General features: G+C 71.7%; 24 protein-coding genes. 20 read left to right on the top strand and 4 right to left on the bottom strand.

Translation table 11 applies throughout. The annotated features are described in order from the left end of the window. Positions 1 to 28 precede the first annotated feature (28 nt). On the top strand, positions 29 to 592 hold the full coding sequence (gene rsmD / locus K318_RS0114165; RefSeq protein WP_029089964.1) for a 16S rRNA (guanine(966)-N(2))-methyltransferase RsmD: 564 nt from the start codon (positions 29 to 31) through the stop codon (positions 590 to 592). A gap of 45 nt (positions 593 to 637) precedes the next feature. Here rsmD and ehuA read toward each other — a convergent pair whose 3' ends face one another. The 4 genes from ehuA to K318_RS0114145 form a co-directional block, all read right to left on the bottom strand. Then, entirely contained in the window at positions 638 to 1,378 is a 741-nt protein-coding gene (gene ehuA, locus K318_RS0114160; protein ID WP_051298212.1) for an ectoine/hydroxyectoine ABC transporter ATP-binding protein EhuA, read from the bottom strand. Between the two features lie 145 nt (positions 1,379 to 1,523). After that, positions 1,524 to 2,183, bottom strand: a complete 660-nt coding sequence (gene ehuD / locus K318_RS0114155) for an ectoine/hydroxyectoine ABC transporter permease subunit EhuD (protein WP_035282113.1) — start codon at positions 2,181 to 2,183, stop codon at positions 1,524 to 1,526. Beyond that, positions 2,183 to 2,965: an ectoine/hydroxyectoine ABC transporter permease subunit EhuC gene (ehuC, locus tag K318_RS22135; protein ID WP_084500253.1), complete on the bottom strand. Its 783-nt coding sequence runs from the start codon at positions 2,963 to 2,965 to the stop codon at positions 2,183 to 2,185. The genes ehuD and ehuC overlap by 1 nt, the downstream gene beginning before the upstream one ends. Positions 2,966 to 3,019: 54 nt before the next feature. Further along, positions 3,020 to 3,952: a transporter substrate-binding domain-containing protein gene (locus tag K318_RS0114145; RefSeq protein ID WP_084500251.1), complete on the bottom strand. Its 933-nt coding sequence runs from the start codon at positions 3,950 to 3,952 to the stop codon at positions 3,020 to 3,022. 229 nt (positions 3,953 to 4,181) lie between these two features. Here K318_RS0114145 and coaD point away from each other — a divergent pair, with 229 nt between their 5' ends. From coaD to K318_RS0114050, 19 genes are all read left to right on the top strand, one after another. After that, a complete protein-coding gene (coaD, locus tag K318_RS0114140; protein WP_029089960.1) occupies positions 4,182 to 4,682 on the top strand; it encodes a pantetheine-phosphate adenylyltransferase in 501 nt (166 codons plus the stop codon). Positions 4,683 to 4,798: 116 nt separating this feature from the next. Continuing rightward, positions 4,799 to 5,320, top strand: coding sequence for a YceD family protein (locus K318_RS0114135; protein WP_029089959.1), 522 nt, complete (start codon positions 4,799 to 4,801; stop codon positions 5,318 to 5,320). A 2-nt stretch (positions 5,321 to 5,322) separates the two neighbouring features. After that, positions 5,323 to 5,526, top strand: a complete 204-nt coding sequence (rpmF, locus tag K318_RS0114130) for a 50S ribosomal protein L32 (protein ID WP_029089958.1) — start codon at positions 5,323 to 5,325, stop codon at positions 5,524 to 5,526. An 18-nt stretch (positions 5,527 to 5,544) separates the two neighbouring features. Beyond that, entirely contained in the window at positions 5,545 to 6,255 is a 711-nt protein-coding gene (rnc, locus tag K318_RS0114125; protein WP_029089957.1) for a ribonuclease III, read from the top strand. A 36-nt stretch (positions 6,256 to 6,291) separates the two neighbouring features. Beyond that, positions 6,292 to 7,284, top strand: a complete 993-nt coding sequence (gene mutM / locus K318_RS0114120) for a bifunctional DNA-formamidopyrimidine glycosylase/DNA-(apurinic or apyrimidinic site) lyase (RefSeq protein ID WP_029089956.1) — start codon at positions 6,292 to 6,294, stop codon at positions 7,282 to 7,284. 119 nt (positions 7,285 to 7,403) lie between these two features. After that, positions 7,404 to 11,156, top strand: coding sequence for a chromosome segregation SMC family protein (locus K318_RS22130; protein WP_051298046.1), 3,753 nt, complete (start codon positions 7,404 to 7,406; stop codon positions 11,154 to 11,156). A 152-nt stretch (positions 11,157 to 11,308) separates the two neighbouring features. Then, the gene (locus tag K318_RS0114110) at positions 11,309 to 11,710 is read left to right on the top strand and encodes a hypothetical protein (RefSeq protein ID WP_029089955.1); all 402 of its coding nucleotides are present in this window, start codon (positions 11,309 to 11,311) and stop codon (positions 11,708 to 11,710) included. 131 nt (positions 11,711 to 11,841) lie between these two features. Continuing rightward, positions 11,842 to 12,999: a signal recognition particle-docking protein FtsY gene (ftsY, locus tag K318_RS0114105; protein ID WP_029089954.1), complete on the top strand. Its 1,158-nt coding sequence runs from the start codon at positions 11,842 to 11,844 to the stop codon at positions 12,997 to 12,999. A 239-nt stretch (positions 13,000 to 13,238) separates the two neighbouring features. Then, positions 13,239 to 14,495, top strand: a complete 1,257-nt coding sequence (locus tag K318_RS0114100) for an ammonium transporter (protein WP_051298045.1) — start codon at positions 13,239 to 13,241, stop codon at positions 14,493 to 14,495. A 138-nt stretch (positions 14,496 to 14,633) separates the two neighbouring features. Next, positions 14,634 to 16,232: a signal recognition particle protein gene (ffh, locus tag K318_RS0114095; RefSeq protein ID WP_029089952.1), complete on the top strand. Its 1,599-nt coding sequence runs from the start codon at positions 14,634 to 14,636 to the stop codon at positions 16,230 to 16,232. Between the two features lie 185 nt (positions 16,233 to 16,417). Then, positions 16,418 to 16,822 (top strand): 30S ribosomal protein S16, encoded by a 405-nt coding sequence (rpsP, locus tag K318_RS0114090; RefSeq protein WP_029089951.1) that lies wholly within the window; start codon positions 16,418 to 16,420, stop codon positions 16,820 to 16,822. Position 16,823: 1 nt separating this feature from the next. Continuing rightward, the gene (locus K318_RS0114085) at positions 16,824 to 17,054 is read left to right on the top strand and encodes an RNA-binding protein (RefSeq protein WP_029089950.1); all 231 of its coding nucleotides are present in this window, start codon (positions 16,824 to 16,826) and stop codon (positions 17,052 to 17,054) included. Between the two features lie 381 nt (positions 17,055 to 17,435). Further along, complete coding sequence (gene rraA / locus K318_RS0114080) at positions 17,436 to 17,930, top strand: ribonuclease E activity regulator RraA (RefSeq protein ID WP_029089949.1); 495 nt, start codon at positions 17,436 to 17,438, stop codon at positions 17,928 to 17,930. Beyond that, complete coding sequence (locus tag K318_RS0114075) at positions 17,927 to 18,514, top strand: ribosome maturation factor RimM (protein WP_029089948.1); 588 nt, start codon at positions 17,927 to 17,929, stop codon at positions 18,512 to 18,514. The genes rraA and K318_RS0114075 overlap by 4 nt, the downstream gene beginning before the upstream one ends. After that, on the top strand, positions 18,514 to 19,317 hold the full coding sequence (gene trmD / locus K318_RS0114070) for a tRNA (guanosine(37)-N1)-methyltransferase TrmD (RefSeq protein ID WP_029089947.1): 804 nt from the start codon (positions 18,514 to 18,516) through the stop codon (positions 19,315 to 19,317). Before K318_RS0114075 ends, trmD begins: the two co-directional genes overlap by 1 nt. Positions 19,318 to 19,584: 267 nt before the next feature. Then, entirely contained in the window at positions 19,585 to 19,926 is a 342-nt protein-coding gene (rplS, locus tag K318_RS0114065; protein ID WP_029089946.1) for a 50S ribosomal protein L19, read from the top strand. Positions 19,927 to 19,953: 27 nt separating this feature from the next. After that, complete coding sequence (gene lepB, locus K318_RS22125; protein ID WP_084500247.1) at positions 19,954 to 20,673, top strand: signal peptidase I; 720 nt, start codon at positions 19,954 to 19,956, stop codon at positions 20,671 to 20,673. Between the two features lie 21 nt (positions 20,674 to 20,694). After that, entirely contained in the window at positions 20,695 to 21,486 is a 792-nt protein-coding gene (gene lepB, locus K318_RS22120; protein ID WP_245579918.1) for a signal peptidase I, read from the top strand. Continuing rightward, complete coding sequence (locus K318_RS0114050) at positions 21,483 to 22,229, top strand: ribonuclease HII (protein WP_245579917.1); 747 nt, start codon at positions 21,483 to 21,485, stop codon at positions 22,227 to 22,229. The genes lepB (K318_RS22120) and K318_RS0114050 overlap by 4 nt, the downstream gene beginning before the upstream one ends. Positions 22,230 to 22,250: the final 21 nt, after the last annotated feature.

The raw sequence follows: 22,250 nt of genomic DNA, 5'->3' as shown, positions 1-22,250 counted from the left end.
GCCGCACGGGGAACGGTGAGGGGAGAGCATGAGGATCATCGCAGGCCGGCATCGCGGCCGCACGGTGCACGCGCCCCGGGGCAGGGACACGCGTCCCACCTCGGACCGGGTGCGCGAATCGCTGTTCGCCTCGCTCGAGGGCATGGGCGCGCTCGAGGGGGTGCGGGTCCTCGACGTGTTCGCGGGCTCCGGCGCCCTGGGCCTCGAGGCGCTCAGCCGCGGTGCGGTGCACGCGGTGTTCGTGGACCGGGCCTCCGGTGCGGTCGCCGCGCTGAAGCGCACGGTCGCGGACCTCGGGGAGCAGGCGCGCACGCAGGTGCTGGCGCAGCCGGCGCAGCGCGGCCTCGGGGCACTGGCCGAGGCGGGGGAGACCTTCGGACTCATCCTCCTGGATCCGCCCTACCCGCTGGGGGAGGAGGAGCTCGCGGGCCTGCTCGCGGCCGCGGCGGGGCTGCTCGACGGGCTGGAGGCGCTCATCGTCGTCGAACGCTCGGCGCGCTCGCCGCAGCCCGTGCTGCCGGACGAGCTGGAGGTGTTCCGGCACCGGACCTTCGGTGAGACCGCTGTGTGGCTGCTGCAGCTGCGGGAGTGAGGGCCGGCCCGGCGGCTCCGGCAGGTCCCGGCCCGGTGCTGCCCCTCACTCCAGCACTGCGGAGAGGAAGCGCTGCGTGCGCGCCTCGCGGGGGCGGGTGAAGATCTCCTCCGGCGTCCCGTCCTCGAGGATCGCGCCCTGGTCGAACATCATGACCCGCTGCGAGACGTCGCGGGCGAACTGCATCTCGTGGGTGACGATGAGCATCGTGATGTCCGTCTCCGCGGCGATGTCGCGCAGCACCTGGAGGACATCGCCCACGAGTTCGGGATCGAGGGCCGAGGTCACCTCGTCCAGCAGCAGGATCTCCGGGTCCATCGCGAGCGCGCGGGCGATCGCCACACGCTGCTGCTGACCGCCCGAGAGCCGCGTGGGGTGGGCATCGGCCTTCTCCGCCAGTCCCACCCTGTCGAGGAGCCCGCGGGCCTTCTCCGCCGCGGCCTCCCGGGACATGCCCAGCACATGGACGGGCGCCTCGACGAGGTTGTCGAGCACCGTCATGTTGGGGAACAGGTTGAAGTGCTGGAAGACCATTCCGATCCGCTTCGTCGTCTCCCGCACGCGCCTGCCCGGGAGCGCCACCCGCTTCCCGTTCCGCTCCTCGTGGGTGAGCGGCTGGCCGCCCACGTAGATGTACCCCTCGGAGAGCGTCTCCAGCGTCATGATGAGCCGCAGGATCGTGGTCTTGCCGGAGCCCGAGGGGCCGATGAGCGTGACGCGCTCGCCCGGCCGCACCGTGAAGTTCAGCCCGCTGAGCACGGTGTTCCTCCCGAAGCGCTTCTCCACATCGCGGAACTCGAGTGCGGGAGCGGCGCCGGTGGACGGTTCCGGCCGGGAGGGTTCGGCCACGGAGGGCTCCGGCACAGCGGGCTCCGGCACGGCGGGCTCCGGCACGGCGGGCTCCGGCACGGCGGGCTCCGGCCGGGAGGGGTCAGTAGGAGGCAAGGGACTTCTCCAATCGTCGGACGGCGAGCGAGGTGGGGTAGCTCGCGGCGAGGAAGATGAGGCCGGCGAGCGTGAACGCCTCGGTGTAGGCGAAGCTGCGTCCGCCGAAGCTCTGCGCGGACCACACCAGCTCGCCCACGCCGATCGCGATGAGGAACGGAGTGTCCTTGAACATCGCGATGGCGTAGTTGCCGAGCGAGGGCACGGTGGCGCGCAGCGCCTGCGGCAGGACGACGGAGCGGAAGGCCCGCACCGGCGGCAGCGACAGTGCGCTGATCGCCTCCCACTGGCCGGGCGGCACCGCATCGATCCCGGCCCGGTAGCTCTCGGACATGTAGGTGGCGTAGTGGACGCCGATCACGAGCGTGCCCACCACGAGCGCGGGCACGCCGATGAGGGCCTCGCTCGTGGAGAACAGGGTCCAGACGAAGACGAGCTGCATGATGAGCGGCGTGTTGCGCACCACCGCGACGAGGAGCCGCAGCAGCCAGCGGATCCAGCGCGGCAGCACGCGCAGCAGGACGGCGAGCAGCAGGCCCAGCACGACGGCGAGGGCAGTCCCGCCGGCCGTGGCGATGAGCGTGTTGCCGAAGCCGCGCAGGAGGAGGGGGAGCGCCTCGGCGGCGAAGTCCCAGCTCCACAGCATCAGCGAGCACCTCCCTTCGCGACTGCGGGCTCCGCAGTGCCGGGGGCATCGGCCTCACCCGCGCCGGCGCTCGTCCCGGCGCCCGCGACGAGCCTGCCGACGAAGCCCGCGTCGCTCGGATCGCGGCCCAGGCGCCTCTTCGCCAGCGCCTCCAGCAGGTCCATCGTCACCTGGATGAGCCAGGCGAGGACGAAGTACAGGAGGAAGCCCACGGAGTAGGAGAACAGGGTGTCGCCGGTGTCCTGCCGCAGGATGTCGATCCGCTCGTTGAGATCCTGCAGGGTGAGGAAGGACGCCACCGCCGTGCCCTTGAGGAGCTGGATCTGGAGGGTCGCGAGCGAGGGGATCATGAGCGCCCAGGCCTGCGGGAGGATGACGCGGAACATGCGGCGGGCGGGGGTCAGGCTCAGCGCGAGCGCGGCCTCCCACTGGCCGGGTTCCACGTGCATGACCGAGGAGCGGACCACCTCGGCGGAATAGGCGCCGTAGTTGAGTGCGAGCGCGAGGATGCCGCACATGAGCGGGTCGAGCTCCGCGCCCAGCAGGGGCAGCACGTAGAAGAGCCAGAACAGCTGGACGAGGAGCGAGGTGCCGCGGAAGAACTCGACGACGATGCGCGCAGGCACCGCGAGCCAGCGGGTGGGAGCGACCATCGCAAGCCCCAGGAGCAGTGCGATCGCGAACGAGCCGAGTGCCCCGCCGAGCGCCAGCTGCACCGTGACGAGGAGCCCGTCGCCGAGCTGGGGGAGGAAATCGACGAGCCGGACCAGGTCCTCAGCCATGCGCGGGAGCCCCGCACGGGCGGGTCCGGGGACACCGGAATGCGCGGATGCGGGTCATCCCGCCTCACCCGTGGGGAGCTCACCGGCGCACAGCATCTCGGTGCTCACGGAGTCGTCGGGGCGCTCGGCGGCGGTGAAGCCGAAGTCGCCCACGATGGAGAGGTAGCGCTCCTCGTCGGCGATGATCTCGTCGAGCTTCTCGTTGTAGGCGCTCAGCAGCTCCTCGTCGTCGGAGCGGAAGACGGTGGCGCCGGCGCCCACCTGCGGCACACCGTCGATCTCCTGCACGAAGGACTCGGTGACCTCGACCCCGGCGTCCGGGCTGCTGTCGGCCATCCAGTTGAGCGAGATGCCGGTGAGGGCGAAGGCATCGGCCCGGCCCGTGGTGACGGCGTCCATGCCGTCCTGCGGCGCGGCGACCTCGGTGTGGTCCGAGATCCCCAGGTCCGCGGCGTAGTCGGTCTCGATTGCGCCGGTCATGGTCGCGAGGCTGAGGTCGGTGCCCACCATGTCGTCGAGGGTGGCGAGCCCCTCCGGATTGCCCTCGGGCACCATGAGCGCGGTGGTGTACATGAACTCGGGGTTCGAGAAGGAGGCCTGCTCGCAGCGCTCGGGCAGGATCGACATGCCCGCGGAGACGACGTCGAAGCGGTTGGCATTGAGGCCGGGGATGAGGCCGCCGAAGTCCACGTTGACGCCCTCGACCTCCTCGATGCCCAGTTCGGAGAAGATCTCGCGGTGCAGGGCGACGGTGGCGCCGGTGAGCTCACCGTTCTCCTCGAAGCTGTAGGGGGCCTCGCCGGCGAAGCCCACCGTGATGGTCCCGTCCTCGGCGGCGCTCTCGAGGGTGGAGCCGTCCTCACCGTCTCCTCCGCAGGCCGCGAGCAGTGCGAGTGCGCTCACAGCGCCCAGTGCGCCGACGGCGCGGAGCGGGCGTGCTGTGCGGCCCGGGCGGCTGGGGCGTGCGGTGGCGCGAGTGGAAGTCATGGGATGGAGCTCCTCCGTCGTCTCGGGGCGCCGGCCGGGGCATCCGGACGGCAGGGCGATGTGTCGGAACTCTCACCACGCTATGCGAAAGCTGCAAGCCCTCGTGCAGGTTCTTCGCATGGTTACCGTTTCGTGATGTTCGGTCGCGGGGGCTCGCGACCTGCGATTCCGGGCTGCGATTCCGGCCGGCACCCGGCGGTCCCGATCCGCCGCCTCGTACGATGGGCGCATGAAGATCGTCTGTCCCGGCTCCTATGACCCCGTCACCAACGGCCACGTCGATGTGTTCGCCCGCGGCCTGCGGCTGGCCGATGAGCTCGTCGTCGCCGTCGTCCACAATCCCTCCAAGCGCGGGACGTTCGCGGTCGAGCAGCGGCTCGCGCTCATCCGTGAGGCGCTGGCGGCCGAGCCTCGCACCGCCGAGGCGGTGGCGGCCGGCCGCATCGTCGTCGACGATGTGCCGGGCGGGCTCCTCGTCGACTACTGCGCCCGGATCGGGGCGCCTGCGGTCCTCAAGGGCCTGCGCAGCGGAACGGACTTCGCCTATGAGCTCCCGATGGCGCTCATGAACCGGCACCTCACGGAGCTGGAGACGGTGTTCGTCCCCGGCGACCCCGCTTATGAGCACGTGTCCTCGTCCCTCGTGCGCGAGGTGCACGCGCTGGGCGGCGACATCGCGGGACTCGTGCCCGACGGCGTGCTCGCCGCGCTCGACGGCCTGCGGGGCTGACCGCCCGGGTCGGGTCCGTGATTTCGCGCGGGAAGGGATCGGCTGTAGACTCTCTCCTTGCGTGTCATCGCTCAGGTGCGCCGCAATCGTATCGAGAACGTCCGTGGGGGTGTGCAGTGAGAAGGTCGTCGGAGTTCATCCTCGACACCCGCAAGCTGGGCCTCTCCGCAGCCCCCGGCAAATGGGAGGACGTCTCTCTCGAGGTGCGCGCGCCTGAGGACCTGCGGATCGAGGTGATCGGGGTGCCGGAAGGCTCGCCGATGCGGCTCGACCTCCGTCTCGAGAGCGTCGTCGAGGGCATCTACGTCTCCGGAACCGTGCATGCCACGGCGAAGGGGGAGGATGCCCGTACGCTCGAGGACGTGGAGATCCCGGTCGAGGTCTCGATCGAGGAGCTCTTCGCCTACCAGGCGGATCCGCAGGACGAGGAAACGTATGTCATGGAAGACGACATGCTGGACCTCGAGCCCGCCGTCCGAGACGCTGTGGTGATGTCTCTTCCCTTCCGTCCCCTCAAGGACGACGACGAGGGAGAGTTCAGCTACACGCTGGGTGAGGACATCACCGAGGACGAGCCCGAGGAGGATCCTCGGTGGGCGGCACTCAAGAGTGTTCTGAACCAAGAGAAGGAGAGCTGATCGTGGCAGTTCCCAAGCGCAAGAAGTCGCGCAGCAACACCCGTCACCGTCGCTCGGCGTGGAAGGCCAGCGCACCGACGCTGGTCAAGACCGTCGAGAACGGCCGCGTCGTGTACTCGCGTCCGCACCAGGCGAAGGTCGTGGAGGATTCCGCAGGCACCCCGCTGTTCCTTGAGTACAAGGGCCGCAAGGTCGCCGACGCCTGATCCGTCAGGTCAGCGGAGATGACTGAGAAGAGGTCTGCGGACCTCAACGAGCGTCTCGGGGTCAGCATTGACCCCGAGACGCTTCGTCTTGCCCTCACGCACCGCTCCTATGCCTTCGAGCACGGAGGGGTGCCCACCAACGAGCGCCTGGAGTTCCTCGGGGACTCGGTGCTGCAGCTCGTGTCCACGGAGTCGCTGTACTTCGACAACCCGAACCTCCCCGAGGGCCGGCTGGCGAAGATGCGCGCGGCCGTGGTCAACACGCGCGCCCTGGCCTCGGTGGCCCGTCGCTACGACGTGGGCCCCGAGATCCTGCTGGGCAAGGGGGAGTCTCTCACCGGGGGGCACGACAAGGACTCGATCCTCGCCGACACCGTGGAGGCGCTCATCGGGGCCTGCTACGTGAGCTGCGGCCGCGAGGAGGCCTTCGCCCTCGTGCACCGGTTCATCGACTCCATGCTCTCCGACGCCGTCGAGCTCGGGGCCGGCATGGACTACAAGACGACGCTGCAGGAGGCCGCCTCGGACCTGTGCCTGGGCGCGGTCGCGTACCGGATCACCGGTGAGGGGCCGGATCACGCCCGTGTCTTCACAGCGATCGCCGTCACGGGAGAGCGCGAATGGGCCGCGGGCACCGGGACCTCGAAGAAGGCCGCCGAGGCCGCCGCCGCCGAGGCCGCGATGCACGCGATCTCCGCAGCGCATCCGGACTACCGGCGCCGCGGGTGAGGGCGGCCGTGCCGCATCGCGGGCCGGGACGGCTCCGTGCCTGAGCTGCCCGAGGTCGAGTCGGTCCGCCGGGGTCTCGCGGATCACATCACGGGCGCGGCGGTGCGCAGCCTCACCGTTCTCGACCGGCGGATCCTCGGCACCACCTCGCAGCGGGACGTGCCGGATGCGTCCGTGCCGGCGCTCGCGTCCGTGCTTTCCGGCGCGGCGCTCGCCGAGCCGCAGCGCCGCGGCAAGTTCCTGTGGGTGCCGTTCGTCTCCGGTCTCTCGCCAGAACCGGGCGGCGGAGTCTCACCCTCCCGAGCTCTCTCCCTGCACCTGGGCATGAGCGGGCAGCTGCGCATTCACATCCCGGACGAGCCGCTGCACCGCCACACGCGCGCGGTGCTGGACCTCGAATCCCCGAGTCTCCGCGAGCCCCTGAGCCTCCGGCGGGCGGGGACGAACTCTGCCGGGGCAGAGGGGGAGTCTGCGCCCGGCGGGAGCGGGCGGTTCCAGCTGCGCTTCCTCGACCAGCGGATCTTCGGGCACCTCGGTGCGGATGCGCTGGTCGCGGACGGACCGGATCTCATTCCGTCCTCGATCGCGCACATCGCCCGCGATCCGCTCGATCCGCACTGGGAGCTCGAGGCGACGGCGAGGCGCATGCAGCGCTCGCGGTCCGCGGTGAAGGCCGTGCTCATGGACCAGCGGGTGGTGAGCGGTGTGGGCAACATCTACGCCGATGAGGCCCTGCACCGCGCCGGGGTGCACCCGCTGGCAGTGCCCGCGCGCACGCGGATCTCCCGGCTGCGGCGCGTGCTGGAGGAGGCTCGCACCGTCATGGCCGAGGCCCTGGCGCAAGGCGGCACGAGCTTCGATGCCCTGTACGTGCACGTGAATGGTGATTCAGGCTACTTCTCGCGGAGCCTGCGGGTGTACGGGCGTGCCGGCGGGGAATGCCTGCAGTGTGGTGAGCCGGTGCGCCGCATCGTCGTGGGCGGCCGCGGTACCCACTTCTGCCCGCGGTGCCAGCCGCCGCAGCGGTGACCGGGTAGTTCCTCCGGCTGCCCCTGGGAGGTTCTGACGCCGCAGGCACCGTGCAGGCTGCCCGGACCGTCATAACCTCCCCGATGGCGGAGGCGTCTCCCGCTAGGATCGGAGCCACCATGCATCTCAAGACCCTCACCCTGCGCGGCTTCAAGTCGTTCGCCTCCGCGACGAAGCTCGAGCTCGAACCCGGGATCACGTGCGTGGTGGGCCCCAACGGCTCGGGCAAGTCCAATGTGGTGGACGCGCTGGCCTGGGTGATGGGCGAGCAGGGTGCGAAGAACCTGCGCGGGGGCAAGATGGAGGACGTGATCTTCGCCGGCACCGCCAAGCGCCAGGCGCTGGGCCGGGCCGAGGTCGCACTCACCATCGACAACAGCGACGGCGCTCTGCCCATCGACTACACCGAGGTCACGATCTCCCGCACGCTGTTCCGCTCCGGCGGCAGCGAGTACCGGGTCAACGGCGAACCCGCGCGCCTGCTGGACATCCAGGAGCTCCTCTCGGACTCCGGCCTCGGCAAGGAGATGCACGTCATCGTGGGCCAGGGGCGGCTCGACGCGATCCTCCACGCGGACCCCTTCGAGCGACGCGGCTTCATCGAGGAGGCCGCCGGAGTCCTCAAGCACCGCAAGCGCAAGGAGAAGGCGCTCCGGAAGCTCTCCGGTCTGCAGGCCAACCTCGACCGCGTCGCGGACCTCCGCGCCGAGCTCGCCCGCCAGCTGGGCCCGCTCGGCCGCCAGGCGAAGGCCGCTCGCCGCGCGCAGGTGGTCCAGGCCGTGCTGCGCGACGCCTCGGCCCGGCTCCTCGCCGACGACATCGTCCAGGCCCAGGCCCGGGTCGCCTCCGCTCAGCCCGCCGAGGACCCGGCCGAGCGCCGCCGTGCGCTCGCAGAGGAGATGCGCCTCCTCGATCTCCGCCTCGCCGAGGCCGAGGAGCGCCGCCGCGACTTCGACCGGGCCACAGACGTGCTCCACTCCCATCGCACCACGGTCGCCTCCCAGTTCCAGCGTGCGACCTCGGCCGCCCAGCGCGCCGGCGACCGCGTCAGGCTCCTGCGCAGCGCGGCCGAGACGCAGCGGCCCGCGGGCGAGGCGCCGGAGGAGCTGCGCCGTCGTGCCGAGCACGTCCTCTCCGAGCACGCCGAGGCGGAGTCCGAGGCCGAGGCCCGGCGCGCCGCGCTCGCCGAGGTCGCCGAGGAGAAGGAGCGCGTCGAGGCACAGCTGCAGGAGGCCGAGCAGGCGCTCGCGGCCGAACGCGCACGGATCGCGGCACGCCTGCGCCGCCGCGCCGGCCTCGAGTCCTCGGTGGAGGTCGCCCAGCGCACCCTCGCGCACGCGGAGCAGGCCATCGCCGGGCTGGAGCGGCAGGCCGCGGGGACGGGCGAGCAGATCGCGGCCGCCGAGGCGCAGGTGGCTTCCGCGCAGACCGGACTCGCCGAGTGCGAGGAGGGGGAGGGCGCCCTCGACGCCGCGCACGAGCAGGCTGCGGCCGAGGTCGCCGAGATCGAGGAGCGGCACCGCGCGCTCGCGGCGGAGCGGTCGCGCGTCGAGACGCGCCGGGTGCAGCTGGAGGCGCGGGCGGAGGGGCAGCGTGCGAGCAGCCGGCTGACCGCCGATCTCGCGGAGCTGCTCACCGTCGGCCTGCCGGGACTGGAGGGCGCGCTCTCGGAGCGGCTGCGGATCGCACCCGGCTGCGAGCTCGCCGTCACCGCCGCGCTCGGTTCGACGGCCGGAGCCGTCGTCGCGGCGGACCGCGCGGCCGCGCTCGCGGTGCTCGACCACGTCGGCGAGGACGGGCTCGTCGATGTCGTGCACCCCTTCGCGTGCGCGGCGGCGGATGACCCCGCGACCCCCTCCGGCGCGGGTGGAGCCGCCCCCTCCCCGGGGCTCGTCCCGGAGCGAGCGGCCGCCCCCGGACCCGCCGAGACCGTACCGGCCACTGCGGTCTGCGCCGTCGCCCCGCCGCTTCCGCAGAGCTCTCATGCCGCCCAGCCCGGCCCCGCCCAGCCCCGCCGCGGAGAGGGCTCACCGGAGGAGCTCGCCGCCTCGCTGGGCGCGGTCCTCGGGAGCACGCGGATCGCCGGATCCCGTGAGGCCGCGCTCGAACGCCTCGCGGAGCACCCCGATGAGGTCCTCGTCCTGCTCGACGGCTCCGTGCTCGCCGCGGGGCGTGCGGCCCGCTCCGGCTCCCCGGAGGCGGGACGGATCGCGGCGCGGGCGGCCCTCGAGGAGACCGAGGCGCAGCTGCGGGAGACCGCGGACCGCCTCGGCGAGCTCGACGGGCAGCTCGCGCAGATCGACGGCCCGCTCGCCGAGGCCCGTGTGCGGGAGGAGGCGGCGCTGGCCGCCCTTCACGAGTCCGATGCCCGCATCGTCGCCGCGGGGGAGGAGCTCGCGCGTACGGCAGGGGAGCTCGAGCGCCTCCGCGAGGGGGCGGCGAACGCGGCGGCGGGCCTGGAGGAGGCGGAGCGACGGCGTGCCCGGGCCCTCGAGGAGCTCACGGCGGCGCGTGACTCCCTCACGGAGGACGCGGCGGACGACGACGCTCCCGATGAGCCGGACACGTCCGCCCGCGATGCCCTCGCCGAGGCGCGCCAGGCACTCGCGGAACGCAGTGTGGACGCCCGTGTGGGCCTGCGCGCCGCCGAGGACCGTGTGACCCACCTTCGCGACCGCGCCCACGGGCTCCGCCGCCAGGCCGATCAGGAGGAAGCCGCCCGCGCGGAGGCGGCCAGGGTCGCCGCGGCGCGCAGGAGGCAGGCCGAGGCATGCGAGCAGATCGGGCGGATCGCGCATGCGCTCGCGGAGCGGACCGGCCGCTGGCAGGCGTCCGCCGAGGCCGCGCTCGCCGCCCGCGCGGAGGAGCGCACACGCGAGGAGGAGGCCGTCGCCGAACTCCGCGAGGCCCGCACCGCCGCCGATGCGCTGCTCTCGAAGGCCACCGCGGAGGAGCACGAGGCGCAGCTCGTGCGCGAGCGGTACGTCCTCCAGCTCGAGGAGCTGACCCGGCGGGCGGAGGAGGAGACGGGCCTGAGCGCGGAGAACCTCGTCGAGCAGTTCGGCCCGCACCTGCCCGTGCCGATCCTCGACGGCCCCGAGGAGGACGGCGGCGAGGACGAGGAGGGCGGTGAGGACGCCTCCGCGGAGCCTCCCGTGCGCCACTACGTCCGCGCCGAGGTGCTCAGGGCCCAGAAGCGGGCGAAGAAGGAGCTCGACGGCATCGGGCAGGTGAATCCGCTCGCGCTCGAGGAGTTCGCCGCGCTGCAGGAGCGCCACGACTACCTCGAGAAGCAGATCACGGACATCGAGCGGACGCGCGCGGAGCTCATGGGGCTCGTCGCGGATGTCGACCGGCACGTGCAGGAGGTGTTCGAGGCCGCGTTCGCAGACACCCAGCGGGAGTTCGCGGACATCTTCTCCCGCGTGTTCCCGGGCGGCGAGGGACGGCTCGAGCTCACCGATCCGCAGGACATGCTCACGACGGGGGTGGAGGTCTCCGCCCGGCCGGCGGGCAAGCGGGTCAAGCGGCTCTCCCTGCTCTCCGGCGGGGAGCGCTCGCTCGTCGCCATCGCGATGCTCGTCGCGATCTTCAAGGCGCGGCCCAGCCCCTTCTACGTCATGGACGAGGTGGAGGCTGCGCTCGACGACGTCAACCTGTCCCGCCTGCTCACGATCTTCCGCGAGCTCCAGGAATCCAGTCAGCTCATCGTCATCACCCACCAGAAGCGGACGATGGAGATCGCCGATGCGCTCTACGGCGTCTCGATGCACGGCGACGGGGTCTCCCAGGTGATCTCGCAGCGCCTCACCCGGCAGGCTGATGACCGCGGCGCTCCCGCGCACGAGGAGAGCCCCGCGCCTGTGCAATGACTGAGTCGCATCGCGCCCGCGGCAATATACACTGGCGGGAGCCCATCCGCGGGTTCGCTGCCGATCCCGCTGCGTGAGAGACCGCATCGCGCATGACCGCACCCGAGGAGCCCGCAGAGCATGACCGTCCGCAGTGAGAGAGCTGTCTGCTGATGTCCGGAGCCGGCTTCCTCGTCGTGGTCATCGGACTCGCGGTGTGCTTCGCTATCGGCCTCGTCATCGTCCTCCTCGTCGCGCTGCCGGGGCTCAGACGCGAGGGCCGCATCCACAGCGGCGACCGCGACCGCTTCCGGCTCCCCTCGCAGTGGACCGGCTACGAGGACGAGGTCCACGGGTACTTCGGCGACGACGAGACCGCGAGCCTCGCCACCCGCGAGCAGGCCGCCGTCACCGCGATGCGGGAGCATTCCTACGTCCTGCGCCCGCAGCCGTGCAGGCATGCCGCACCCGCGCTCCTGACGTTCCGCCCGCGCACCCGCCACTGGCGCGTGCCCGAGACCGGCACCGGCCCGCGCACGGCCATGAGCCTGCTGTTCGGCCGCGGCACGCGCTGAGCGCCGGACCGCCGCGCAGGCGCGCTGCGCCTCTGCCGAACCGCTCGGGCCGGAGCACGCAACCGGGCCAGAACTCGCAACCGGGCCGGACAACGCGTCCAGGCCAGAACAAGCATCCAGGAGAGTGAACCGTGGAACCCACCTACGTCGTGATCGGCCTCGTCGTCCTCCTCCTCGTGATCGGCGGGTTCTTCCTGCTGGCGCCCTCGCGCAGGAGGAGGGGGGAGGCGCCGGGCAGGGAGGCCGGTCAGGAGACGCCCCGGCCCGAGTCCGATGCGGCCGAGGCGCCGGCTCAGGAGGCGCCGGAAGCCGAGGCCGAGGCCGCCCCGCCCGTGCTCGAGCGGCCCACCGAGCCCGCGAGCCGGCTCGCCCGGCTGCGCAGCCGGCTCGCGAAGTCGAACACGAGCCTCGGCCGCGGTCTGCTGGCGCTGCTCTCGCGCGACACCCTCGATGAGGAGACGTGGGAGGAGATCGAGGATCTGCTCATCATGGCCGATCTGGGCGTGGAGCCCACGACGGAGATCGTCGAGGCGCTGCGCGAGCGCGTGCGGGTGCTCGGCACGCGCGAGCCGGAGACGGTCCGGCAGCTGCTGCGCGAGGAGCTCGTCCGGATCGTCGATCCCACGATGGACCGCACCCTCAGGGTCGAGCCGGGTGAGGACGGTGCGCGCCCCCGCGTCGTGCTCGTGGTGGGCGTCAACGGCGCGGGGAAGACGACGACGGTCGGCAAGATCGCCCGGGTCCTCGTCGCAGAGGAGCGCACCGTGCTGCTGGGCGCGGCGGACACCTTCCGCGCCGCGGCCGCCGAGCAGCTCAGCACCTGGGGCGCCCGCGTGGGCGTGGAGACGGTGCGCAAGGAGGAGGGCGCGGACCCGGCCGCCGTCGCCTACACGGCCGTGGAGCGCGGAGTCGACGAGGACGTGGACGTCGTGCTCGTGGACACCGCCGGCCGCCTCCAGAACAAGAAGGGCCTCATGGACGAGCTCGGCAAGGTCCGCCGGGTGGCCGCCCGCCCGCTGCCGGAGGGCCGCGACATCGACGAGGTGCTGCTCGTCCTCGATGCGACGACCGGTCAGAACGGCATGCAGCAGGCCAAGGTGTTCTCCGAGGCGGTGAGCATCACCGGCATCGTGCTCACCAAGCTCGACGGCACCGCCAAGGGCGGCATCGTCGTCGCGGTGCAGCGGGAGCTCGGCGTGCCGGTCAAGCTGATCGGCCTCGGCGAGGGCGCCGACGATCTCGCGCCCTTCGAGGCCGAGGGCTTCGTCGACGCGATCCTGGAGGGCTGAACCGGCTCTGCCCCAACCGGCTCTGCCCGCACCGGAGCCCAGGCCGCACCGGAGCCCAGGCCGCACTCCGGCAGCGGTGCGTCACAGGCTGTTCACACGGCGCCGCTCCCGGTTACACCGCTGTCACACGCGCGCATGTGTGCGGAAACACGCCTTCGGCAGACTCTGTGAGCGGGAGCACCGCTCCCGCGGTCCGGTGCTTCGGTGCGGGCCGCAGGCACAACCGAAGGCAGGCGGCAATGCAGATCGACGACGTACTCAGCGCGGTGACGCCCTTCTGGGTGGTGGCCGCGACGGCCCTCGTGCTGTTCATGACCCCCGGGGTGGCGTTCTTCTACGGCGGCATGGCTCGGATGAGCTCGGCAGTGAACATGATGCTCATGAGCTTCGTCGCGATCGCGACCACCGCGGTCGTCTGGGTGCTCTGGGGGTACTCGATGACCGGCGGCGACGGCTTCCTCGAGATGTTCGGCGACCCGTTCGCGAACTTCGGCCTCAGCGGCCTCACGGAGTCCGCCGAACTCGTCGATGTGGGCTTCGGAGCGACCTTCGCGATCATCACGGTCGCGCTCATCTCCGGCGCGATCGCGGACCGTGCGAAGTTCAGCAGCTGGATCCTCTTCACCGTCCTCTGGGTGACCCTCGTGTACTGCCCCATGGCCTACATGGTGTGGGGCGGCGGGCTGCTCTCCGCGGACGGCGCGCTCGGCTCCGTGTTCGGCGAGGCGCTCGACTACGCCGGCGGCACCGTGGTCCACATCAACGCCGGTGTCGCCGCCCTGGTCCTCGTGCTCATCCTCGGCCGTCGCAAGGACTTCGGCCGCACTCCCCAGCCGCACAAGCCGCACTCGGTGCCGCTCATGATGGTGGGAGCCGCGATCCTCTGGTTCGGCTGGTTCGGCTTCAACGCAGGTGCGGCCACGGAGGTCGCCGAGGTCGGTCTCATCGTGGTCAACACCATCGCCGCCCCGGGCGCAGCGCTGCTGGGCTGGCTCCTCGTGGAGGGGCTCCGGGACAAGCGCGGCACGTCCGTGGGCGCCGTCTCCGGCATCGTCTCCGGCCTCGTCGCCATCACCCCGGCCTGTGCCAACGTCTCACCGCTCGGCGCGGTCGCGATCGGACTCATCGCCGGAGTGCTGGCCTCGCTCGCGGTGGGGCTGAAGTACCGCCTGGGCTACGACGATGCGCTCGACGTCGTGGGGGTACACCTCGTCGCGGGCCTCTGGGGCACCCTCGCGCTCGGCTTCTTCACCCTGCCCACCGGGGAGCTCGCCGGCGGTCTCCTCTACGGCGGGGGCAGCGGGCAGATGGTCGCCCAGATCGTCGCGGCGGTGTTCTCCATCGTCTTCACCGCAGCGGTCACCGCGGCGATCGGCTTCGCGATCCACAAGACGATCGGCTTCCGTGTGAGCGCCGAGGTCGAGGAGGCGGGTGTGGACCTCGCGCAGCACAACGAGTTCGCCTACTCCCCGGAGCACGCCGCCGCGAGGAGCTGAGCCGGCAGGCTCGTGCGCTGACCCTGACCGGCCTCGGCTCCCATGGGCGCCGGGGCCGGTCTGTCAGTGGATCGCGCGACGGATTGGTACCCTGGAGTGCTGACCCCACGGGGCAGACCCCGAGATCCGAGGAGCGCTGTGTTCAACTCACTGTCCGACCGGCTGACGACGACCTTCAAGAACCTGCGCGGCAAGGGCCGCCTGTCCGAGGCCGACGTCGACCAGACCATCCGCGAGATCCGCCGTGCTCTCCTGGACGCGGACGTCGCGCTGCCCGTCGTGAAGGCGTTCACCGGCCGGGTGCGCGAGCGCGCGCTCTCCGCGGAGGTCTCGCAGGCGCTCAACCCCGGCCAGCAGGTCGTGAAGATCGTCAACGGGGAGCTCGTCGAGATCCTGGGCGGGAAGACCCGCCGGATCGAGTTCGCCAAGCGTCCGCCCACCGTCATCATGCTCGCCGGCCTCCAGGGCGCGGGCAAGACGACGCTCGCGGGCAAGCTCGCGCACTGGCTGCGGTCCGAGGGCCACCGCCCCATGCTCGTGGCCGCCGATCTCCAGCGCCCCAACGCGGTCAATCAGCTGCAGATCGTCGGAGAGCGGGCCGGTGCCTTCGTCTACGCGCCCGAACCCGGCAACGGCGTGGGCGATCCCGTGCGGGTCGCCACCGAGGCTATGGACGTCGCGCGGTCCAAGCTCCACGACGTCGTCATCGTCGACACCGCCGGACGGCTGGGCATCGACGAGGAGCTCATGCAGCAGGCCCGCGACATCCGCGATGCCGTCAGTCCCGATGAGATCCTCTTCGTCATCGACGCGATGATCGGCCAGGACGCCGTCGCCACGGCGCAGGCCTTCGACGAGGGCGTCGACTTCACCGGCGTCGTCCTGTCCAAGCTCGACGGCGACTCCCGCGGCGGTGCGGCGCTCTCCGTCGCGCAGGTCACGGGCAAGCCCATCATGTTCGCCTCCACGGGCGAGGGCATGAAGGACTTCGAGCAGTTCCATCCCGACCGGATGGCCGACCGCATCCTCGACATGGGCGACATCCTCACGCTCATCGAGCAGGCGGAGCGGACCTTCGACCAGAAGGAAGCGGAGAAGCTCGCGAAGAAGGTGGAGTCCGGTGAGGACTTCGATCTCAACGACTTCCTCACGCAGATGGCGTCGCTCAAGAAGATGGGCTCGCTCAAGAAGATGCTCACGATGATGCCGGGCATGAGCCAGTACAAGGAGCAGCTCGAGGCCTTCGACGAGCGCGAGATCGACCGGGTCGAGGCCATCGTCAAGTCGATGACGCCGCACGAGCGTGCGAATCCCCGCCTGCTCAACGGCTCGCGCCGGGCCCGCATCGCGAAGGGCTCCGGCACCACCGTCACGCAGGTCAACCAGCTCATGGAGCGCTTCGCGCAGGCGCAGAAGATGATGCGGCAGATGCGCAAGGGCGGCGGGATGCCGGGCATGCCCGGAGCCGGCGGCGGGGGCGCGATGCCCGGTATGCCCGCGATGCCGGGGATGCCCGGTGCGGGCGGACCCGGCGGCGCATCGAAGCGGAAGAAGGGGAAGAAGAAGCCCGCGGGCAAGTCGGGGAACCCGGCCAAGCGCGCGCAGGAGGCGAAGGAGGCCGAGCTGCGCAGGCAGGGCAGGCAGCCGGAGAAGCAGGGCGCGGCCTTCGGCGGCATCGACATGGGCGAGGAGGAGATCGACCTGTCGAAGCTGCCCAAGGGATTCGGCGGCTTCTGAGCCGGGCGGCCGGTCCGAGGCCGGTTTCTCCCGGCGCCGGACTTCTGGCATAATCGTGCGCTGTACCCGGGCGCGCACGGACCCTCTCAACCGCGCGCTCCCGAATACGCGCAGAGTGCGCACGCCGTCTGTCCCCACGGACGGATCCGTGCTCTCACACCTGATCAGAAGGGGACACCACTCAAGTGGCAGTCAAGATCCGTCTCACCCGTATGGGCAAGATCCGTACACCGCACTACCGCGTCGTCGTCGCCGATTCCCGCACCCGCCGGGACGGCCGTGCGATCGAGCAGATCGGCCAGTACCACCCCACCGAGGAGCCCTCGTTCATCGAGATCGACTCCGAGCGTGCGCAGTACTGGCTGTCCGTGGGCGCTCAGCCCACCGACCAGGTGAAGGCTCTGCTCAAGCTCACGGGCGACTGGCAGAAGCACACCGGTGAGGGCGAGGCCGTCAGCACCGTGAAGGGCCGCAGCGCCAAGGAGGCCTTCGAGGCTCCCGCCGCGAAGTCCGTCATCAGCGCGAAGCCCGCCAAGGAAGAGGCTCCTGCCGAGGAGTCCGCCGAGGCAGCCGAGCAGACCGAGGCCTGAGATGCTCTCCGACGCACTCGAGCACCTGGTCCGCGGCATCGTGGACAACCCCGACGACGTGTCGGTGCGCTCGCGCAGCGGGCAGCGCGGCACGACGCTCGAGGTGCGGGTGCACCCGGACGACCTCGGCCGGGTGATCGGCAGGGCCGGGCGCACAGCCAAGGCTCTGCGGACCGTGATCGGCGCGCTCGCCGGTCGTGACCGGGTGCGTGTGGATCTCGTGGAGGACTGACCTCCAGCGCGCGAGGGGCCGGTGCGGACAGCTGTCCGCACCGGCCCCTCGCGTATGTGCCCGTGCATGGTGTTCGCGAGCGAAGCCGGCGTGCGGTGCTGTCGCGGCCGGGCCGTGTTCGGCGGTCGCCGTCGGATTGCCGCGCTGCAGCGGCTGAAAGCGGCGGGCAGGCGGAGAGACGTGGAGCTTTCTCCGTGATCCGGAGGCTGCCTGTCCGATCGGAGCCGGAGCGTTGACATGGAGCTGCGGCCGCACAGCGGAGGAGAGGTGCTGTCCAGGCGGTGCGCCTGCAGGCGGTGAGTGGGGGAGAATGGACGCCGATGCCCGTCGGGACGACGGTGGGTGCGATCTGCACCGGGACGATGCGAGCAGGGGGAGAATATGACCGGGGTGGCGACAGCGGACCTGTGGGACGAACGGGGCGAGGACCTCGTCTCCCTCGCGGTCCAGTTCCAGGACGTGGGTGGCCGCGTGCGGTTCTCAGGACCCGTGCGCACGGTCCTCTGCCGCGGCGACAACCAGCTGGTCAAGGAGATGGCGGCCGCACCGGGCCGCGGCTGCGTGCTGGTGGTCGACGGCGGCGGTGCCCTCGACAGCGCCCTCATGGGCGGGAACATCGCAGCGGCTGCGGCCGGGAACGGCTGGGCCGGCGTCGTCATCCACGGTGCGGTGCGCGACCGTGCGGAGATCGGCGGACTGGACCTCGGCGTGAAGGCGCTGGGCTCGAACCCGCGCAAGAGCCGGAAGGACGGGGCCGGTGCGGTGGACGTCCCGGTGGAGATCGGCGGCGTGGCGATCACCCCCGGAGCCCGCCTCTGGGCGGACGAGGACGGCATCGTCATCGAACCGGCGACACAGGACGGAGAAGAGGCATGAGCCAGATCGCAGCGCGCACGGGCAGACCGCACGGCATTCGCGGGGAGGTCACGGTCGAGGTGCGCACGGACGACCCGGATGCGCGCTTCGTCCCCGGCGCCGTCTTCGCGACCGAGCCGGACATCGGGCCGCTCACACTCGAACGGGCGCGCTGGCACCGCGACCGCCTCATGCTCACCTTCGCGGAGATCGCCGACCGCACCCGGGCCGAGGAGATCCGCAACACCCTCCTGCTCGTCGATGACGAGGACGCCGGCTCCGAGGACGATGCCTGGCAGGTCGAGGAGCTCATCGGTCTTGCGGTGCACCATGCGGTGGAGGAGGCGGGGCCTGCGGACGGCGGTCCCGCGGAGGACGATGAGCCGGCCTATGCGGCGGGCGAGCTCATCGGCACCGTCACGGACCTCACGGTCGGAGCGGTGCAGGATCTCCTGCACATCGAGACGACGGCCGGGGAGGAGGCGCTCGTCCCCTTCGTCGAGGAGATCGTGCCCGTCGTGGACACGGAGGCGCGGATCGTGCTCCTCACGCCCCCTCCCGGTCTCCTCCCGGATGGGGGCGCGGACGCGGAGGACCGCGCCTGATGCGCCTCGACGTCCTCTCGATCTTCCCCGAGTACCTCTCGCCCCTGCAGCTCAGCCTCATCGGCCGGGCTCAGGAGAAGGGACTGCTCGACCTCGGAGTGCACGACCTGCGCGACTGGACGCACGACCGGCACCGCACCGTCGACGACACGCCCTACGGCGGGGGCGCCGGCATGGTCATGAAGCCCGAGCCGTGGGGCGAGGCGCTCGACCACGTGCTGGGGGCCGGCGCGGAGGCTCCGGTCGCCTCGCACGCGAGGCCTCCGGCCGCTCCCGTGCTCATCGTCCCGAGCCCCGCGGGCGAGGTCTTCACCCAGGCGACGGCGCGCGAGCTCGCCGCGCGCGAGCACCTCGTGTTCGCCTGCGGGCGCTACGAGGGCATCGACCATCGGGTCATCGACTGGGCGGCCGAGCGCGCCGAGGTGCGCATGGTGAGCATCGGCGACTACGTGCTCAACGGCGGCGAGGTCGCGGTCATGGTCATGGTCGAGGCGATCGCCCGGCTGCTGCCCGGTGTGATCGGGAACCCCGAGAGCCTCGACGAGGAGAGCCACGAGGACGGCCTGCTCGAGTACCCCGTGTACACGAAGCCGGCAGAATGGCGCGGTCACGAGGTCCCGCCCGTGCTGCTGAGCGGCGACCATGGGAAGGTCGCGCGCTGGCGGCGCGATGAGCGGCTGCGGCGCACCGCCCGGGTGCGGCCGGACCTGCTCGCCGCACTGCCCGCCGGGGTCCTCGATGCGCACGACCGCCGGGTGCTTGCGGCCCTCACTGAGGAGCGTGAGGAGACCGCGCCCGGATGATCCGGGGACGGAGCCGATGCGGCGTCCGCACCGGCGCGCCGGGCGGTCGCGCGGGGTGGGGCGGCCGATTGGAACGGTCCGCTGCGATCTGGCAGAATCGGACCTTGCGTTCGCTGGTGTCCCTCTGCCCTGGGGGATCGGACACCTCGCGGCGGTGCGCTCCCCGTGGGCGCCCCCGGGCGGACGAATCCATCGCACCCCGCGGTTCCCGCGGGGCCGAATCTGGAAGATCGCATCGACCCGGGGCGGGTGATCAGGAGAAACATCATGCAGAAGCTCGATTTCCTCGACGCGAAGTCGCTCAAGTCGGATGTCCCGGAGTTCCGCGCCGGTGACACCGTGTCCGTCGACGTCCGCGTCGTCGAGGGCAACCGCTCTCGCATCCAGGTGTTCAAGGGCGTCGTCATCCGTCGCCAGGGCCACGGCGTGCGCGAGACCTTCACGGTCCGCAAGATCAGCTTCGGCGTGGGCGTCGAGCGCACCTTCCCGGTGCACTCGCCCATCGTCGAGGCCATCGCCGTCAACACCCGGGGTGCTGTGCGCCGTGCGAAGCTGTACTACCTGCGCAGCCTGCGCGGCAAGGCGGCTCGCATCCGCGAGAAGCGCTGAGCCTCCCGCCGAGGCGGGGATGACCCCATGCCGAGCATCGGCGGCGCCGCGGACCGCGGCGCACGCGTGGGCGCGACCTCCGGGTCGCGCCCACGCGCGTTTTCGAGGGGACCCGGGGGGCCTCACCCCGAGGGTGCCCGGGACAGCCGCGACCGGCAGGCACGGGCCCGTCGTCTCCGCAGGCTGGGCCTCCTCGCGCTGTGCGTGCTGGGCCTCCCCCTCGTGCTGGCAGGCGCGCTGCGGGGCCTCGTGGTTCAGCCGTTCACGGTGCCGAGCGCCTCGATGGAGCCCGCGCTCTCACCCGGTGACCGCATCCGCGTCTGGCGGGCCGACGGGATCCTGCGGACCTATGAGCGCGGCGACCTCGTGGTCGTGGACGGGCGCGGTTCCTTCATCGGTGCGCTGCCTCCCACGGCGGGCGAACAGCTGGGCTCCTGGTTCGGCATCGGCCCGCGGGACGTCTACTTCGTCAAGCGCGTCATCGGGGTCGGCGGAGACACGGTCGAGTGCTGCGATGCGCGCGGGCGCCTGCTGGTGGGCGGCGAGCCCCTCGAGGAGCCGTACCTGGCCGAACCCGGAGCGCGCGCCTCGGCCGCGGACTTCGCCGTCGAGGTCCCCGCGGGGCGGGTATGGCTGATGGGGGACAACCGCGGAGACTCCTTCGACTCCCGCGATCTGCTGGGACGCCCGGGCGGCGGGATGATCAGGGAGGAGCGGATCATCGGCACCGTCATGGGCGAAGGCTGAACGCGGATAGACTTGCTCCCCGTGGACAGCAGCGACGAGCAGACGAGAGAGCACGGCACCAGGACGAGGAAGCCGGTGTGGAAGGTGATCCGCGAGTTCGCGGTCGTGATCCTCGTGGCGCTGCTGGCCTCCTATCTGCTCAAGGCATTCGTGGTCCGGAGCTTCCACATCCCCTCCGCCTCGATGGAGCCCACCCTGCAGATCGGCGACAGGGTGATGGTCAACCAGCTGTTCTTCAACGATCTCGAGCGCGGCGATGTGATCGTCTTCGACGACCCCGGTGGCTGGCTCCCGCCCAGCCTCGTCGCCCAGTACCAGCCCAATCCGGTGCTCGTGTTCCTCGGACTGCAGCCCGCTGACGCCGGCAGCCAGCTCATCAAGCGCGTGGTCGGAGTGGGCGGGGACACCGTCGAATGCTGCGATGCGCAGGGGCGGATCCTGGTCAACGGCGAGCCGCTGGACGAGGACTACCTCTCACCGGGGACGGCGCCGTCGGAGGTCGAATTCGCGGTGACGGTGCCGGAGGACCACTTCTGGGTCATGGGCGACAACCGCGGCAATTCGCTCGACTCGCGCTACAACGAGCTCTCCGCGGGCGGCGCGTTCATTCCCGCCGGCGATGTGGTCGGGGAGGTCTTCGTGCTCAACTGGCCGTTCGACCGATTCACGTGGATGGGCGGTGCCGAGCCGACCTTCGAGGGAGTGCCCGAGGCCGGTGACGGCGGGGAGGCCGTTGACGGCCGCGGGACCGGGAGCGGCGGAGCTTCCGGCTCCGAGGGGCTCCCCTCCCTCTCCGAGGTGTCGGAGCCGTGACGGCGAAGCGGCGGCCGGCTGAGGGCATCCGCACGCTGGAGACCGAGGCGGAGGCCGCGTTCTCCGGCGTCCGGGCGCTCATCGGCATGGACGAGGTGGGCCGCGGTTCGCTCGCCGGTCCGGTGGGCGTGGGTGCAGTGCGCTGGGCCGTGGCGGAGGCGCTGGCGCCCGCCGTCGGTCAGGACGCCGGTGGTCCGGCGCTCGAGGGCGAGCTCATGCAGATCCCGGAGGGTCTGCGCGACTCCAAGCAGGTGCCCGCCGGCAGGCGCACGGCGCTGGCCGAGGCGGTCGCCCGCTGGCGCCCGCAGCATGCGGTGGCCTACGCCTCGGCGGCCGAGATCGACGCGGTGGGCATCACGCTCGCGCTCAGTCTCGCGGGCAGGCGGGCGCTGGCCGCGCTCGCGGTGCACGGGCCCGCGGACCTCGTGCTGCTCGACGGCAGCCACGACTGGCTCTCGGCCCCGCTCACCCTGGATGCCGCCCTCGTCTTCGGCGATGCCGCCGAGATCGAGGTGCCGCCCGTGCGCACCTTCGTCAAGGGCGATGGGCGGATCGCGACGATCGCGGCCGCGAGCATCCTCGCGAAGACGGACCGGGACGCGCGGATGCGGGGGCTCGATGCAGAGTTCCCGGGCTACGGCTGGGCCTCGAACGCCGGTTACGGCTCGGCCGCGCACCGGGAGGCGATCGCGGCCCTCGGCGTGAGCCCGCACCACCGGACCTCCTGGTCGCTCGGCGTGTGAGCCGGGAACTAGGATGACGCC

The sequence above is a fragment of the Brevibacterium album DSM 18261 genome, assembly GCF_000426445.1.
Classification (GTDB): Bacteria; Actinomycetota; Actinomycetes; order Actinomycetales; family Brevibacteriaceae; genus Brevibacterium; species Brevibacterium album.
Note: the sequence above shows the minus strand (reverse complement) of the source record. Positions and strands in the feature narration are given on the sequence as shown.